The sequence below is a fragment of the Brevundimonas pondensis genome (assembly GCF_017487345.1).
GTDB classification, from domain to species: Bacteria; Pseudomonadota; Alphaproteobacteria; order Caulobacterales; family Caulobacteraceae; genus Brevundimonas; species Brevundimonas pondensis.
The window spans coordinates 968,659-982,846 of sequence record NZ_CP062006.1 but is presented as its reverse complement, the minus strand read 5'-3'; the positions used below and the strand labels follow the sequence as shown (position 1 = coordinate 982,846).

At 63.8% G+C, this 14,188-nt stretch carries 17 protein-coding genes; 9 read left to right on the top strand and 8 right to left on the bottom strand.

Annotated elements, in window-relative coordinates; genetic code table 11:
- Positions 1-69: 69 nt before the first annotated feature.
- Positions 70-492, top strand: coding sequence for a MerR family transcriptional regulator (locus tag IFE19_RS04960; protein WP_178826578.1), 423 nt, complete (start codon positions 70-72; stop codon positions 490-492).
- Positions 493-553: 61 nt separating this feature from the next.
- Here IFE19_RS04960 and IFE19_RS04955 read toward each other — a convergent pair whose 3' ends face one another.
- Both IFE19_RS04955 and IFE19_RS04950 read right to left on the bottom strand, forming a co-directional pair.
- Positions 554-904 (bottom strand): DUF3147 family protein, encoded by a 351-nt coding sequence (locus IFE19_RS04955; RefSeq protein ID WP_076222542.1) that lies wholly within the window; start codon positions 902-904, stop codon positions 554-556.
- Between the two features lie 122 nt (positions 905-1,026).
- Positions 1,027-1,959, bottom strand: coding sequence for a HEPN domain-containing protein (locus IFE19_RS04950; RefSeq protein WP_076222544.1), 933 nt, complete (start codon positions 1,957-1,959; stop codon positions 1,027-1,029).
- A gap of 372 nt (positions 1,960-2,331) precedes the next feature.
- Here IFE19_RS04950 and IFE19_RS17550 point away from each other — a divergent pair, with 372 nt between their 5' ends.
- Together IFE19_RS17550 and IFE19_RS04940 are read left to right on the top strand one after the other, a co-directional pair.
- A complete protein-coding gene (locus IFE19_RS17550; RefSeq protein ID WP_225910408.1) occupies positions 2,332-2,925 on the top strand; it encodes a helix-turn-helix transcriptional regulator in 594 nt (197 codons plus the stop codon).
- Entirely contained in the window at positions 2,918-4,237 is a 1,320-nt protein-coding gene (locus tag IFE19_RS04940) for a HipA domain-containing protein (RefSeq protein ID WP_076222546.1), read from the top strand. The genes IFE19_RS17550 and IFE19_RS04940 overlap by 8 nt, the downstream gene beginning before the upstream one ends.
- 48 nt (positions 4,238-4,285) lie before the next feature.
- Here the strand turns inward: IFE19_RS04940 and IFE19_RS04935 are convergent, their stop codons facing one another.
- Positions 4,286-4,426: a hypothetical protein gene (locus tag IFE19_RS04935; protein ID WP_207826187.1), complete on the bottom strand. Its 141-nt coding sequence runs from the start codon at positions 4,424-4,426 to the stop codon at positions 4,286-4,288.
- 283 nt (positions 4,427-4,709) lie between these two features.
- On the bottom strand, positions 4,710-5,372 hold the full coding sequence (locus IFE19_RS04930) for a methyltransferase family protein (protein WP_076222548.1): 663 nt from the start codon (positions 5,370-5,372) through the stop codon (positions 4,710-4,712).
- A gap of 348 nt (positions 5,373-5,720) precedes the next feature.
- Between IFE19_RS04930 and IFE19_RS04925 the strand changes: the two genes are divergently transcribed.
- Positions 5,721-6,878, top strand: a complete 1,158-nt coding sequence (locus IFE19_RS04925; protein ID WP_233126657.1) for an MFS transporter — start codon at positions 5,721-5,723, stop codon at positions 6,876-6,878.
- Positions 6,879-6,925: 47 nt separating this feature from the next.
- Here IFE19_RS04925 and IFE19_RS04920 read toward each other — a convergent pair whose 3' ends face one another.
- Positions 6,926-7,360: a CBS domain-containing protein gene (locus IFE19_RS04920; protein ID WP_207826185.1), complete on the bottom strand. Its 435-nt coding sequence runs from the start codon at positions 7,358-7,360 to the stop codon at positions 6,926-6,928.
- Positions 7,361-7,642: 282 nt separating this feature from the next.
- On the opposite strand from IFE19_RS04920, the gene IFE19_RS04915 reads away from it, so the two are divergent.
- The 5 genes from IFE19_RS04915 to arsH are packed head-to-tail and all read left to right on the top strand — an operon-like array spanning position 7,643 to position 10,676.
- The gene (locus tag IFE19_RS04915; protein ID WP_076222553.1) at positions 7,643-7,978 is read left to right on the top strand and encodes an ArsR/SmtB family transcription factor; all 336 of its coding nucleotides are present in this window, start codon (positions 7,643-7,645) and stop codon (positions 7,976-7,978) included.
- A gap of 7 nt (positions 7,979-7,985) precedes the next feature.
- Entirely contained in the window at positions 7,986-8,408 is a 423-nt protein-coding gene (gene arsC, locus IFE19_RS04910; protein ID WP_076222555.1) for an arsenate reductase (glutaredoxin), read from the top strand.
- Positions 8,408-9,493: an ACR3 family arsenite efflux transporter gene (gene arsB / locus IFE19_RS04905; RefSeq protein WP_207826182.1), complete on the top strand. Its 1,086-nt coding sequence runs from the start codon at positions 8,408-8,410 to the stop codon at positions 9,491-9,493. Before arsC ends, arsB begins: the two co-directional genes overlap by 1 nt.
- Positions 9,493-9,933, top strand: a complete 441-nt coding sequence (gene arsN2, locus IFE19_RS04900) for an arsenic resistance N-acetyltransferase ArsN2 (protein WP_178826584.1) — start codon at positions 9,493-9,495, stop codon at positions 9,931-9,933. The genes arsB and arsN2 overlap by 1 nt, the downstream gene beginning before the upstream one ends.
- Positions 9,930-10,676 (top strand): arsenical resistance protein ArsH, encoded by a 747-nt coding sequence (gene arsH, locus IFE19_RS04895; RefSeq protein ID WP_040345443.1) that lies wholly within the window; start codon positions 9,930-9,932, stop codon positions 10,674-10,676. The genes arsN2 and arsH overlap by 4 nt, the downstream gene beginning before the upstream one ends.
- A gap of 189 nt (positions 10,677-10,865) precedes the next feature.
- Here the strand turns inward: arsH and darG are convergent, their stop codons facing one another.
- The 3 genes from darG to IFE19_RS04880 all read right to left on the bottom strand — a co-directional run bounded on the left by darG (position 10,866) and on the right by IFE19_RS04880 (position 14,078).
- Positions 10,866-11,915, bottom strand: a complete 1,050-nt coding sequence (gene darG / locus IFE19_RS04890) for a type II toxin-antitoxin system antitoxin DNA ADP-ribosyl glycohydrolase DarG (protein WP_003164995.1) — start codon at positions 11,913-11,915, stop codon at positions 10,866-10,868.
- A 10-nt stretch (positions 11,916-11,925) separates the two neighbouring features.
- Positions 11,926-12,528 (bottom strand): type II toxin-antitoxin system toxin DNA ADP-ribosyl transferase DarT, encoded by a 603-nt coding sequence (gene darT, locus IFE19_RS04885; RefSeq protein WP_081461864.1) that lies wholly within the window; start codon positions 12,526-12,528, stop codon positions 11,926-11,928.
- A gap of 281 nt (positions 12,529-12,809) precedes the next feature.
- Positions 12,810-14,078, bottom strand: coding sequence for a Swt1 family HEPN domain-containing protein (locus tag IFE19_RS04880; protein ID WP_178826586.1), 1,269 nt, complete (start codon positions 14,076-14,078; stop codon positions 12,810-12,812).
- Positions 14,079-14,188 lie beyond the last annotated feature (110 nt).

The following is a 14,188-nucleotide window of genomic DNA, read 5'->3' as shown; positions in this document are numbered from 1 at the left end:
GAGCGTGCTCCTTGTTTCAAACTCCAGCCGACGCTACTTCCTCTAGCGACTAGAGGAGCAAGCGGTAAAATGAACCAGGGCGTGACGATCGGCCAGGCGTCGAAGGAATGCGGGATCAAGGCGCCGACGATCCGCTACTATGAACAGATCCAGCTCCTGCCTTCGCCCCCCCGCACGGAAGGCAACCGGCGCCTCTATGACGACGGCGATCTGCGTCGTCTGCGGTTCATTCGACACGCGCGTGAACTCGGTTTCGAGATCGAACCGATCCGCGAGCTTCTGGCGCTGGCCGGTGATCCGAGCCGCCCCTGCCACTCGGCTGACACCATCGCCCGGTCCCACCTCGCCGATATCGACCACAAGATCGCGCGCCTCACCGCCTTGAGAGCCGAGGTCGCCCGCATGACGCAATGCGTCCAGGATACATCTTCAAAATGCCGGGTCATCGAGGCCCTCGGCGACCATGGCAACTGCCTGCACGACAGACACTAGGATCCTGAGGACGGGCCTGCTCCCGACCGAGCCGACCTCGAATCCGCCCCTGCCTTTCGCCCTACAACTGAAGCCCGAAGCGCGACGCGACCAAGGTCATCACCACGTAGAGAACGATGGTCAGGGCGCATCCAGCCGCCAACGCGATCCAGAATGACACTCCCTGCCGCAGGAGGGCCGGGATCAGAAGGAACATCGGCAGCGACGGCAGGACATACCAGAAGGTCGCTTCGGCGTGAGCCGCCATGTTCCCGGCGTCCGGTCTGTCCCGCCATAGCCAGATCATGCCTAGAACTGAAACAAGCGGCAGGGAGGCCACCAGGGCGCCGAACCCGGGATAGCGCTTGGCCAGCGTCGAGACAGCGGCGATCAGAAGGCCCGAGATCGTGGCTTTGAGGACGAAATACAACATGAGGCGACCCTGCGCCTCAGCGGCCAAGGTTCGCAATGGGGTCGGTCACCGGCGTATCCAGAACTGAGCGCCCGGACAGGCGGAGAAGGTCACCGTCGCCCGCTCGCGCCATGGAGATGAGGTCAGGCCCCGGCCTCCGCGTCCCGCGCGAGCTCCGCGATCCGCTCATTGCTGGCTGCGGCGACCAGGTTTCGGAGCCGGACCACGGATTCGAACTGGAGCGCCAAGTCCTCAGCATTGACGTCGTACTCGTCGGAATAGCGCGCTTCGACATAGGCGCGCTTCAGAAGCTCAAAGCGCCGTCTGTCGGCACGCTCCTCCCTCGGCCAAGCGCCGGTCAGTCGCTTGTCGGTGTCCTCAGCCAACGACCGGAGGAACTTGATGTTGTGGGAGCGCGGAAAGTAGAAGGTGTGAACCAGCAGGAAGCAGACGTAGGCACGTTCAACCGCCTGATGGAGTGAAAATGCAGCATCCCTTCTCCACCCGAGATCGGATTCATTCGCCAGTTGCCCCTTGGCGGTCTCCAGGGACCTGTCGACGCTCCCAATCCACTTTGCGAAATGCCGCTGGGCGGCGTCGCATGCTTCCATGGCCGTCATCGGCTTCGGCTGAGCGAATGGATGTCCCGGCAACTCATACAGCACCACGCCGTCGCGCAGGATGTCGGTCCAGAAATACTCGCCCCGGGTCAGGGCCTGGTTCACCTCGGCCATGGTGTGGACGATGATGTTGACCGTCCGCCCCACGGCGGGGTCGCGCAGGATCTTGTCCTCGGCGACGTACCAATAGTCGGCGATGTCGGTCAGCTTTTCGTGGCTGACGATCACCAGCAGATCGAAGTCGGACAGGTAGCCGTTGTCGGGTTCGTCGACCCAGTCGGTGCGGGCGTAGGAGCCAAACAGGATGATCTTCAGCACCCGGCCGTCGCGCCGCCAAGACTGGGTGCCCCCGCCCCCGCTCTTTATTGCGGCGTCGAACTCGGTCAGCAGGGTCGTACGAACGCGCTCCAGCTCGCGCTGCTGTTTGGCCGGCAGATGGTCGAGATCAGCCCGCATGGAACTGCCCGTCCTGCGATCGGAGCGTCGTCGGATCGATCATGCCTGCCAGGTTCGTTCGCATCCGCGCCTCAAATCACTTCTGCAAAAGCCTACCTCGCCGCCACGCCAAGCGCCACAATGAGGGAGGGTGTCCGCCGGGCTGTTAAGAACACGAGAGCTCGCGCGCCGACGCCTTTAGCTTTCGCCTGGACATAGCGACGGCCATCCGAGCGGACAGGCTACTGTCACCGGAACGGCGTCCCTAGGCAAGCAAAACACTCCCATCAGCTTCGCGTCACACTCAGGAGCAAGATGTGATCCCGATCGGGATCATGCCTTTGCATTCCGACGCCCCACGCTCTATATGTGTTCCCGTACGGGAATTTGACCATGAGCAAGACCAGACCGCCCCAGCTCCCCGTCGGCCTCGCCGCCGCCTCAACGGAGGCGCGCTCGCGAGTGGGCGGCCTGTCCAGCCCCGGAAAATTAGGCAAGACCTCGCGCCTTGTTCGATACCCCACCCAGTCGAACGCGCTCAGAGCCCTGCTGGACGACACCGGCGCCCGCGAGATGAGGATCACCTTCAAAGCTCGGGCGGGGCAAATGCTCAAGCCAGGCGTTTCTCGCGTGGAAAAGCCCTCCCCTTCGGAAAGGTCAAAGCCATCAGCCGGCGCCGTTGCGCTGATCCTGAGCGCCCTGAAGTCGTCCGGACTGGAAAGCCCACCCGCGGGCGGCGCCGCCCGGCCGCTGCCGCCCCGGATCGAACCCATACCGCTGCTTGACGGCGCCGCCCTCGGGAACCTCGTTCGCACAAAGCGCCTGGCGCTCAAGCTCACCCAGCAGCAGTTGGCTGAACACGCTGGCGTCGGTCGCCGGTTCGTCAGCGAACTGGAAGCCGGAAAGCCCACGATCGAACTCGGCAAGGCGCTGGCCGCCTGTCAGGCGCTCGGCCTCACGCTGACAGCGCAGGACTCTCATGGCTGAAGACGTCCTCGCCGTCTGGATGGACGGCTTTCCCACCCCGGCGGGGCGGCTCGCAAGAACCGCACATGGCGACACGGCCTTCCTCTATGACGCCGACTATGTCGCCGCCGGCGGCGCCCCCCTGTCTCTCTCCCTGCCGGTCGAGGACGAAGCATTCGGCGACGTGGAGACACGCGCCTTTTTCGCCAACCTGCTGCCGGAAAATACGCAGCTGCAGCGGATCATGGAGCGCGAAGCGCTGGCCCGCGACGATGTAGTAGGCCTCCTGAAGCATCTGGGCGTGGATTGCGCCGGCAGCGTCTCCTGCCTCCCGCTGGATATGCCGCCGATCAAGAGTCCCGGCGTCCTCGCCGAGGACTATGAACCCCTCGACGACAGCTCCCTGCTGAAGATCGTCAAATCGCTACGCGACGAGCGGCGGCTTCCAACGGAGGTCACAGACCCGTCTCCGGTCGCCGGCGTGCAAAGCAAGGTCGCCGTCACCCTCCTGCCCAATGGCGCCTTCGCCCTGCCCAGATACGGGTCGCGCGTGCCCACGACCCATATCCTGAAGGTGCCGGCGCGCCGCGACGCGCGGGACGCACGTTATGAAGAGGCCGCCGCCATTCTGGCCTCGGCCGCTGGCCTGGATGTCTCCGTGCCTACCGCGATCCGGATCGGCGATGTCGACGCCTTGCTGATCGAGAGGTTCGACCGCCACGTCGCCGACGGGGTCGTCACCCGAATCCATCAGGAGGATTTCGCCCAGGCGCTAGGCCTGCCTTCAGAGCTCAAGTACCAGAGACGGGGTCAACCCGGCCGCTGGTTCGACGTCAGCGCCGCCATCTCGGTCCTGGACCAGACGCGCGACCCCGCCGCCAGCCGCCTCGCCTTCCTCAGAACCACCATCTTCAATCTCTGCATCGGCAATACGGACAATCACGCCAAGAACCACGCCATCCTTTACGATGCGCCTGGCGCCCCTCGCTTCGCCCCCCTCTATGACCTTCTGCCCATTCGGCTAAGCCGGCACTTCACCCATGAGCTGGCTTTCCAGATTGGCGCGGCGAAGCATTTCGACGAGATGACGGGCGAGGACCTGAACGCCTTCTTCGTAGAAATGGGCGTCGAAGAAGCCGATTTCGACCTGCTGCTCGAGGGCGAGATCACCCCCATGATCGTGGCTCTCGAGAAGGCCTCGCCCCGGCTGAAATCGGCGGGACTGAAATCCTTCAACGACCTCCTTGGACGGGAGATGGAAGAACTGACGGAACGATTGGAACTCGCCACCCCTGTCGAGGCCCGAGACTATTTTCCGGCCGAAGGCGTCTGATCGGAACACATTCGCGTCAGGCCATGCGGGGCTCGGCCGCAGCCGAACCTATCTCGATGGCGTCCGCAGGTACTTCACCAGCGCCGCGATCCCCAGCACAGCCAGCACGACGGCGAGGAGCCATTGGACGCCCATCGCCAGCATCATCATGCCGCCCATGCCGCTCATCATGTTCATGCAGTTCATCATTGCTCGCGTCCTGACATTCTGTCGGCGGGGACCAGTCCAACCGGCCGTTTAAATCTAAGCGTCTGATCCCATTCAGGGCGCCCATCGCCCTGGTCGGAATCGGGTTGAGAAGCAGCCGTTCAGTGAGGGCCTATTCTTTGCGTTTCGGGTCGGGGTCGATCTTACGCTTCGGAGCGTCCGTCTTCCCTCGGCGAAGGCTCCTCACGATCATGGGCGCCACGCAGCAGATGAACAGCATCAAGGCTATGATGGTTATAACGAAGTTCTGATCCATGACTGGCTCCTAGGTGGCCTTTCCTCCCGGCCCGGGTGAAGCGATCCATCGAATCAACGAGCGCCATGCGGCGACCCTCGGAATGAACATCGGCGTCTGGCTGCAATATCGCCTGTAGTCATCGCCGTACTGGCTGAGCAGTTGGCGCTCCTCGCTCCTGGCGAGCCATGCGTAGGCGATGACAATCACCGGAAAGGCCGCAAGGGAGAAGACGGTGGGCCAGTGGATCACCCCCTCGCCCAGGATCGCAATGAACAGTCCGGAGTATTGGGGGTGCCGCATATAGGCGTATGCGCCCTGCGTAACGAGCCGACCCTCCCTGACCCCCGCGTGCAGTTGCCGCCAGGCGACAATGATCAGCATGATCCCAAGGGCCGCAACGCCGTATCCCACGATCATCGACACGTACATGATCTCGGGAACGCCGGTCAGGTAAACCCAAAGATTTCCGCGCCAAAGCCCACCTCCCGCCTCGAGACCGAAGACACGGGTGATCACGTACAGGGTGAGCGGAAACCCATACATCTCGGCGTAGAAGGCGATGAGAAAGGCCTGGAGGACACCAGCGCGCGTCCATTCTCTCCACGTGCGGGGCGCGAGGTAGTGGTAAAGAAGCCAGGAGACGACGGCGATCGATATCGCCGCTACTCCCCAATAGGTACGGTCAGGCATCAGGCGCACCTTTCTGCTCGGACCTGCTCAATGATCAGCAATACCTGATCATCAAGGTTTGGTTTCAAGGGAACCCGTCTACGAGGCCATCGTTCCGCTGGCCGCCTCTCGCGGACCCCCGCCTCAAGGGCGGCGACCACACTAAATCCGTCGATCGTCCAGGACAGACTCAGGATTCACATCATACCCAGAGGGCGCGCATTGCCGCACATAAATACCGTAGCCGCCGAATAGGCGACGTTGGTCGGGCTCGAGAGGCCCTTCAGCGCGGGAAGGATGTTGATGATCGGTCGAGGTTTGCGAGCGGTCCCTCGCGGCGTCTGGGCTTTGGGGTTCGTATCCCTGTTCATGGACATCTCCTCGGAGATGATTCACAGCCTGCTGCCCGTCTTCCTCGTCACCACCCTGGGCGCCAGCGTTGCCCTGGTCGGCGTGATCGAAGGCGTGTCCGAAGCCAGCGCATCCATCACCAAGGTCTTCTCCGGCTGGCTCAGCGACCGGTTGGGCAACCGCAAACTGCTGGCGGTTCTCGGCTATGGCCTCGGCGCCGTGTCCAAGCCCTTCTTCCCCCTGGCGGTCACGCCGTTCGAGGTGCTGGGCGCCCGTTTCGCCGATCGGATCGGCAAGGGCGTGAGAGGGGCCCCACGCGATGCGCTCGTGGCTGACATTACGGAGCCCGGGACCCGAGGGGCCGCGTTCGGGCTTCGTCAGTCGCTGGACACGATCGGCGCCTTCATGGGTCCTGTGATCGCCATTCTGCTCATGCTGGCCCTGGCCGGAAACATTCGCGCCGTGTTCGCCTGGGCCGTCGTCCCGGGCGTCATCGCCGTGCTTCTGCTCGTGTTCGGCGTCGAGGAGCCGAAGAAGCATGGCGAGGCCAGGGCTGCTCGCTCGCCCATCCGATGGAGCGAGGTCAGGGCCATGGGGCGACCCTTCTGGTCGGTCGTGGCCGTCGGCGTCGTGTTCACCATGGCTCGGTTCAGTGAAGCCTTCCTGGTTCTGAGGGCTCAGGACGTCGGCCTCACCATGGCCCTGGTTCCCGCCGTGATGATCGTCATGAATGTGGTCTATGCCGCCGTGGCCGCGCCCGTCGGGGCCTTGTCCGACCATCTGGATCGGAGAATGCTGCTGGTCCTGGGCCTGGGCGTTCTGGTGCTGGCCGACCTGGCCCTGGCGTTCGCTACCTCAATTGGAGTCGTCCTGATCGGGGTGCTGCTCTGGGGGCTCCACATGGGCATGACCCAGGGGCTGCTGGCCGCCTTGATCGCCGACACGGCCCCCGCTCGACTGCGGGGAACCGCCTTCGGCGTTTTCAATCTCGCGACCGGCGTCGCCTTGCTGGCGGCGAGCAGCCTGGCAGGCGGCCTTTGGTCCCTGGCAGGGCCGCAGGCGGCCTTCCTGTCCGGCGCCGTCTTCAGTCTTGTCGCCATGATCGGCCTGGCGTCGCTTCATATGCGAGCGAGGCGATCAAAACCTCCTCCCTCCCAACGCCTGCCGGGCGCCTGAGCAAGGGGGAAGGGCGGTGCGTCCGAGAAGCAACGGGACCGGAGCGTTCAATGTTGACTGTGACGCGCACTCGGTTCGGTCACCCCCGCCAGCGCTGCGGCGGCCTGAGAGCGGTTTCCCCCGGCCTGGCTGATGTCGCCCAGGGATATGACCCCCACAAGGCGTTTGCTTCGACTAAGGACAGGGAGCCGGCGGACTTGCTGGGCGCCCATCTGGGAGGCGACGTCGTCGAGGCTCTCGTCGTCAAAACAATAGAGGACCTCGGCGCTCATGATATCCCGTACAGGCGTGTTCGGACCCCGATCTTCCGCAACCCCGCGAACCGCCAGATCCCGATCCGTGATCATCCCTACCAGGCGATCATTCTCACCGACCGGCAGGAAGCCGGCGTCAATCTTCTTCATCATCCGCGCGGCGTCGGCCATGGTGTCGCCTGGCGCGCAGACCTGCACGTCCGTGCTCATGCATTCGTTGACTTTCATCACCCGGCTCCTTGTCGATCGCCTTGCCTCGCTTCGGGAACAGCCCCCGAGCGCAAGGGACGATCAGTGCTTTTTCCCTTGGCGCAGTCTCGACCCACCCACGCCCGGGAGGGCGTCAAATCTGATGGTCGGAACCACAGTCCTCGGAAGGCCTGAGGACCACATTGAAACCGACCAGACCTGCCTCAGGTTCCGGCGCCATGCAGCCTTCCCGCCAATGTCGTGGCCGCAGTACGCTGACGCGGGACTTGCACGCCTCATTAATTCTATTATCTTGGAATTATGGAATCAGAACCCGCCATCCTCGCTCTGGCCGCCCTGGCGCAGCCGACGCGCCTTGAGACCTTCCGCCTGCTGGTCCGGCACGAACCCGAAGGCCTGCCCGCCGGCGAGATCGCGGACGCCCTCGCGGTGCCGGCCAACACCATGTCAGCGCACCTCGGGGTTCTGTCCCGCGCCGGACTGATCAGTTCGGAGCGCCGCAGCCGCTCGATCATCTACCGGGCCGACCTCGATCGCCTTCAGGCGCTGGTCCTGTTTCTGCTGAAGGATTGCTGCCAGGGCCGCGCCGAATTGTGCGAGCCGCTGCTGGCCGAACTCTCACCCTGCCGCGCCTGAGGTCATCATGGACGTCGTCATCTATCACAATCCCGCCTGCGGGACGTCGCGCAACACCCTGGCCCTCATCCGCCACGCCGGGATCGAACCGCACGTCGTCGAGTATCTGAAGACGCCGCCCAGCCGCGCCATGATCCTGGGGCTGGTCGAGCGCATGGGCGTCCCGCTGCGCAGCCTGCTGCGCGAGAAGGGTACGCCCTTCGCTGAACTTGGGTTGGGTGATCCCGCCTTGACGGACGATCAACTGCTGGACGCCATCGAAGCCCATCCGGTTCTGCTGAACCGTCCCATCGTCGTGTCCCCACTGGGCGTGAAGCTGTGCCGGCCGTCCGAGGCGGTTCTCGACCTTCTGCCGCCGGAAGGGCTCAAGCCCTTCACCAAGGAGGACGGCGAAGTCGTCATCGACGCCGAGGGCCGGAGGGTCCGCTGATGGTCGAGGCCGTCATCACTGATCAACCGAAGCGCCGCCTGGCCTTCCTCGACCGCTGGCTAACGCTGTGGATTTTCGTCGCCATGGCGCTGGGTGTGCTGCTGGGTACGGTCGTGCCGGCGCTGCCCGGCTGGATCGACGGCCTGTCGGTCGGGACGACCAATATCCCGATCGCCGTCGGCCTGATCCTGATGATGTATCCGCCGCTGGCGCGGGTAAAGTACGAGGAACTGCCGCGCGTCTTCGCCGACAAGCGCGTGCTTGCCCTGTCCCTGTTCCAGAACTGGGTGCTGGGGCCGGTGCTGATGTTCGCCCTGGCGGTGATCTTCCTGCGCGATCAACCGGAATACATGACCGGCGTCATCCTGATCGGCCTGGCCCGCTGCATCGCCATGGTGCTGGTCTGGAACCAGTTAGCGCGCGGCGACAACCAGTATGTGGCGGGCCTGGTCGCCTTCAACTCGATCTTCCAGATCGCCTTCTTCAGCCTCTACGCCTGGCTGTTCCTGACCGTGCTGCCCCCCCTGTTCGGGCTGGAGAGCAGCGTGGTCGACGTCAGCGTCTGGACCATCGCCGGCGCCGTCCTGGTCTATCTGGGTCTGCCCTTCCTCGGCGGCTTCCTGACCCGGCGCACCCTGGTCGCGAGGAAGGGGAGCGATTGGTACGAGACGCGCTTCCTGCCGCGCATCGCCCCGATCACCCTGATCGCCCTGCTCTTCACCATCGTCGCCATGTTCAGCCTGAAGGGCGGCGACGTGGTCGCCCTGCCGCTGGACGCCCTACGCATCGCCGTCCCGCTGACGATCTACTTCTTCGTCATGTTCGTGGTCAGCTTCCTGATGGGGCGGCTGATCGAGGCGGACTATCCGCGCACCACGGCCCTGGCCTTCACCGCCGCCTCCAATAATTTCGAACTGGCGATCGCCGTCGCCATCGCCGCCTTCGGCCTGGCCTCGCCAGTGGCTTTCGCCGCCGTCATCGGTCCGCTGGTCGAGGTGCCGGTGTTGATCCTGCTGGTGTCGGTCGCCCTGTGGCTGGGCCGCCGCTACTTCCCCGACACCGCCCCGAAGAAGGACGCCTGCTGATGGCCTTCAACGGCGTGGCTTTGTCCGCCCCCACTCCCGACCTGACCGCAGCGCTGGAGACCGCGGGACTGCCGACAGATGATCTCCGCGAACCCGGCCGCAGCTTCTACCGCTTCGAGGACGATGCCGGACTGATCGGCTACGGCGGGCTTGAGCAGGTCGGCTCCGACGCCCTGATCCGCTCCATCGTTGTCATCGACGACCGTCGCGGCGAAGGCCACGGCTCAGCAATCCTGTCCTGGCTGGAAACTATGGGGGCCGAGCAGAATGCGTTCGCCCTCTACCTGCTCACGACCTCGGCGACCGCCTTCTTCCAGCGGCACGGCTACACCGCCCTTCCCCGTTCGGCGGCGCCGCCCGCCATAGCCGCCTCCCGGCAGTTCAGCACCCTGTGCCCGGCCTCGGCGACTTTCATGTTCAAGGAGTTGCGCCCCCAATGACCCGCCTTCGCGTCCTGCCCGATCCCGACCACATGCCCGCGCTCGACCCGGCCTACCTGTCCAGCCAGCCGGCGCTCGGCCTCGGCCCGAACGACCATCCGCCCCGCATCCTGCTGCTCTACGGCTCACTGCGGGATCGGTCCTTTTCCCGACTGTGCGTTGAGGAGGCCGCGCGCCTGCTGCGCTTCATGGGCTGCGAGACACGCATCTTCGATCCGTCCGACCTGCCGCTGACCGACCAGGTCGACCACGACGACCACCCCGCCGTCCATGAACTGCGCGAACACGCCCTGTGGTCGGAAGGCATGGTCTGGAGCAGCCCGGAGCGCCACGGCCAGATTTCGGGGATCATGAAGCTCCAGATCGACCACCTGCCGCTCAACATGGGCGGCATGCGCCCGACCCAGGGCCGCACCCTGGCCGTCATGCAGGTCTCCGGCGGCTCTCAGAGTTTCAACGCGGTCAACACCCTGCGCCTGCTGGGCCGGTGGATGAGGATGATCACCATCCCCAACCAGTCCAGCGTCGCCAAGGCCTTCATGGAGTTCGACGACAACGGCCGCATGAAGCCCTCCAGCTACTACGACCGCATCGTCGACGTGATGGAGGAGCTGGTGCGCTTCACCGTCCTGACCCGCGTCCACGCCGGTCAGTTGGTCGACCGCTACTCTGAGCGGAAGGCTTCGGGCGTGCCAATCGATGCGGCCAACGACCTGTCCGCGATCGCCATCAGGACCGCTTAGCGCCAGCATACGCGCCCCCGAGGCCGAGGCTTCGCCACGTCGGCAGACCGTCGCCAACTGTGGCGACGAAGACAAAATCCGGCGCCGTCATCGAAGAACTAGGTTCGAGCTAAAGCAGACGACCCGTTGCGCCCGCTATTTGACGAACCGACTCCGATCCGCTGCCACGGATCGGAGTCCCGTCCTGGCTCAGGCGGCGTGCGCCCGGTTCGCCCAACCATTCCGCTGGAGATGATCGAGCGCCGTGCGGATGTGAGGCTCTCGCATCACAGCGGCCTTCCGAGAATTCCAGGCGTGCACAGCCTGAACCACGCGATCCGGGTCGCCGGACGCTTCGGCGTCATGAACCAGGACCCAGTGGACGGTAGACAGGAGTTCGAGACCGTAGGGGGTCTCGAAACCCGCGATGAGCTCGGCCACGCGGTCGAGACGATCCCGGGCGGCTTCATCGCCGGCGAGGTAGGCCTCGGCTTCCCTACGGCCGCCTTCCAGTACAGCGATCTCCGCCGCTTGGCTGCGATCGCCGTACCCTCGAATGAAGTGCCCCTCGATCCGCTGAAGCACGTGATTGAGATTCTCGGCGTAGGGGCCGTACTGGTACTTCTGGAAGCCCAGCTTGAGATCCTCGCCCGCCGCTTGCAGGAAGTAGGTCAGCTTCTGCACCTCAAGGAGGCTATGGCGGTAACCCGCTGCCCCATAGAGACCCAGAAGCGTCAGCACGAGCGCTCGTCCACGGCTCATGTTGGGGCGGGTCGTACCCACTCTCATCTCATCGACTTTCGGCGCTGCTCCAGGAGCGAAGAGCCGAACATCCACTTCATTGAGGTCGCCCAGGGCGCGGCGGATCACAGGCTCAACCTCAGCCCAGTCCAGACCGCCATTGCCGCATCCGAGCGGCGGCACGGCGATCGAGCGAATTCCATTCTCGAGGATCACTCGCTTCAGATCCTCAAGGCCGGTCTCGATGTCGGACAGGCGGGATTTCGCCTTCCAGTGACCCTTGGTCGGAAAGTTGATGATCCAGCGCGGATTGATCATGCTTCCGGTATCGAAGACGAACATCTCGCCCAGACGTACTTCGCCCGCGTCGCAGGCGCGCCGGTACGCATCATAGTTGCGGGGGAAGGCCTGCTTGAACTGCAGGGCGATACCCTTGCCCATCACCCCGACGCAGTTGACCGTATTAATGACGGCCTCGGCGCCGGACTGGAGCAGGTCGCCTTTCGAGAAGGTGATCATCGTCGGCTCCCTAGTAGTACCAGGCGGATTTTTCCACCACTTTCATTCTAACGCCTCGGCGCTCCAGAAGAGCCTCGACTTCGGCTTTGCGAGCCGCGGACTGCACCGCCAAGCCGCTGAGAAGCGTAACCGGGAATGCGTCCCGCACGAGAAACTCGGCCTGCTTGCGGCGTTTGCGGTCGCCGTCCTCCAGCGTATCAGCCCATTGTCGACTGCCGACCACATCCCAGTCGACCTCCCCCAGCCGCCCCAGATCGTCAAAGAAGCTGGAGTAGGTCATGATTCCGTGACCGTCGGTAAACGCGAAGCCCAGGCCGGCTTCCACGACCTTCTGGGCGGTCGACACCAGGTGCACCAGCGCGCCCTGCCCTCCCTCGCACGGCACGTTGCCACGATGGATGGTGTAGAGCATCGGGCTGCGCGTCGTGAAATAGAAGGGCACGTAATCGTGCAGACAGCCGCCAGGACCGCACGGGACCTGCCGCGCTGCACGCTGCGCCTGGATCGAGCTGTAGGCGATATTGTTATACCGCGCGTCAGCAGCCTGCAGGCGTGCGGTAGAACTCAAGGCGCCCTTTGCGAGAATCTCGTCAAGGTTGCCGATGTGGGTCATGTGAATGATCGGCGTCGGCTGAGGAACGTTTCCAGGCATGCTCCTTCAATCGATCAACCGCCCTCCATTGTCCAGCCAAGCTGCAGGACCGCTACGGCTCTGATCAACCTAGAACCGAAACGGGAACATTTCAAGAACACCATTCCCAGCAACTTCGGAAACGACGCTCGATCAGGATCAACAAACCGCCACCGCACATCAAGCTGAGCCGCATGACCGGCAGCCCGCTTCGAACATTGCTTCGTCGCAACGAGTTCCGCCGTTCGGACTGAACCGGCCTGTCACGCCTTACGGATGGCTCGTAGAATCCGACGCGTTTCTACGGTGAGCAACATCTCGTCGTCCTGGGTAATCATTCGCGCATGCATGGTGGCGATTCTCACCGGATAAAGCCGCTGAAAGGATTCCTGAATATCTGTGGACCTGTTGAAGACCGGAGCGAAGACGGTTTTCCAGTTCTGCTTCTTCTCAATGATCGCTCGGTAATCCGTGAAGTCCGCGAACTCGATCAGAGGCTTGATCGCTCCGGTCGCCTTGGCGTCCGTCGCCTGCTTCTGACGCCAATTGTCGCTTGTGCCTTCCGGCGCCTGGGTGATGCACCAGTCGGGACCGAAGGCCTCGGTCATCCGCTCGTCGATGAAACGGCGCAACGCCACCTCAAAGCGTTGCAGCTGGTCAAACGCCGATCGATTTCTTGCAAACGAAGCTTCCAACGTTTCGTCCGCATCGGCCTCGTCGTCATCAAGATCTTCGGACGAGTCCAGGTCCAGACCCGCATGATGCATGCCCTCGACGAAGGCGCCGCGTGGAAAAGCGGTCAGGTCAGGACTGTAGCCTTTGTCATAGTAGAGAGCAGTACGCGCCACGGGATCCATCAGGACATCCACCGTAGGCATGACCACCTCACGCCAGTCGCCTAAAGCCGGCCTGAGCAGGTCGCCTATATCCGCACCGAACGGATCCGAGTGACGCAGCACTGCGCCGATGGTCTGCATCTCCATCATGCCGAGCACGGAGTGATCGAGCATGGCGTCGTTGAGCCAGGGCCTGGTCATGGACGTCATGGCCGCCATGATTTGCCCCGGCTTGTCATGGAACAACATCGATTGGCCCTGCAGGGCGTCGACCTGTTCCTGATAGAGCCGCGCGGTCTCCATTGCCGATGGTAGCCGGAAAGCTTCTTCCCAGCGCTGATGGAGGCTCGCAGCTTCCACGGCGAGCTCACTGATGCTCCTGCCGTGGAGGCCCGCGGCTTCCCGGGCGAGAGCATCGGCTCGCTGCATCTCCTGCATCAAGAGCTCAGAGCCTGTCGGCATCCGCTGGAAAAGGTCGAGAGCGAGGTTGCGGTGCTGGTCGGGAGACAGGAAGCCCGCCGCGCGCGCCTCAATATCCGCCCGATCCCTCATCAGGCTCATCACGTCCAGTTCGGCGGCGGCCCGAACGATTGAACGTTCATAGGCGCCCAGGTTGGCGCCCACTTCAGTTAGCGGATTCATGAGCCGGCTGAGTTCACGCTCTCGCTCAATCAGGTCGCGGAGTGGGTCGGACATGGCAGCTCCAGATGAGACCTGTTGAGAATGTAGCTCTGACATGGTTCGAGCCGGACGTCGCCACATCGGCGCAGGGCAAGCTGATCCCTAGGGGGTGCAGCGTTCACTGA

Excerpts from the sequence above, each read along its gene's own strand:
- IFE19_RS04880 (WP_178826586.1), bottom strand. The coding sequence starts at position 14,078 with ATGTCCGACCCACTCCGCGACCTGATTGAGCGAGAGCGTGAACTCAGC.
- IFE19_RS04955 (WP_076222542.1), bottom strand. The coding sequence starts at position 904 with ATGTTGTATTTCGTCCTCAAAGCCACGATCTCGGGCCTTCTGATCGCC.
- IFE19_RS04925 (WP_233126657.1), top strand. The coding sequence starts at position 5,721 with ATGGACATCTCCTCGGAGATGATTCACAGCCTGCTGCCCGTCTTCCTC.
- IFE19_RS04960 (WP_178826578.1), top strand. The coding sequence starts at position 70 with ATGAACCAGGGCGTGACGATCGGCCAGGCGTCGAAGGAATGCGGGATC.
- darG (WP_003164995.1), bottom strand. The coding sequence starts at position 11,915 with ATGATCACCTTCTCGAAAGGCGACCTGCTCCAGTCCGGCGCCGAGGCC.
- IFE19_RS04950 (WP_076222544.1), bottom strand. The coding sequence starts at position 1,959 with ATGCGGGCTGATCTCGACCATCTGCCGGCCAAACAGCAGCGCGAGCTG.
- IFE19_RS04935 (WP_207826187.1), bottom strand. The coding sequence starts at position 4,426 with ATGATGAACTGCATGAACATGATGAGCGGCATGGGCGGCATGATGATG.
- IFE19_RS04915 (WP_076222553.1), top strand. The coding sequence starts at position 7,643 with ATGGAATCAGAACCCGCCATCCTCGCTCTGGCCGCCCTGGCGCAGCCG.
- arsB (WP_207826182.1), top strand. The coding sequence starts at position 8,408 with ATGGTCGAGGCCGTCATCACTGATCAACCGAAGCGCCGCCTGGCCTTC.
- arsH (WP_040345443.1), top strand. The coding sequence starts at position 9,930 with ATGACCCGCCTTCGCGTCCTGCCCGATCCCGACCACATGCCCGCGCTC.
- IFE19_RS04940 (WP_076222546.1), top strand. The coding sequence starts at position 2,918 with ATGGCTGAAGACGTCCTCGCCGTCTGGATGGACGGCTTTCCCACCCCG.
- IFE19_RS04930 (WP_076222548.1), bottom strand. The coding sequence starts at position 5,372 with ATGCCTGACCGTACCTATTGGGGAGTAGCGGCGATATCGATCGCCGTC.
- arsC (WP_076222555.1), top strand. The coding sequence starts at position 7,986 with ATGGACGTCGTCATCTATCACAATCCCGCCTGCGGGACGTCGCGCAAC.
- IFE19_RS04920 (WP_207826185.1), bottom strand. The coding sequence starts at position 7,360 with ATGAAAGTCAACGAATGCATGAGCACGGACGTGCAGGTCTGCGCGCCA.
- arsN2 (WP_178826584.1), top strand. The coding sequence starts at position 9,493 with ATGGCCTTCAACGGCGTGGCTTTGTCCGCCCCCACTCCCGACCTGACC.
- IFE19_RS17550 (WP_225910408.1), top strand. The coding sequence starts at position 2,332 with ATGAGCAAGACCAGACCGCCCCAGCTCCCCGTCGGCCTCGCCGCCGCC.
- darT (WP_081461864.1), bottom strand. The coding sequence starts at position 12,528 with ATGACCCACATCGGCAACCTTGACGAGATTCTCGCAAAGGGCGCCTTG.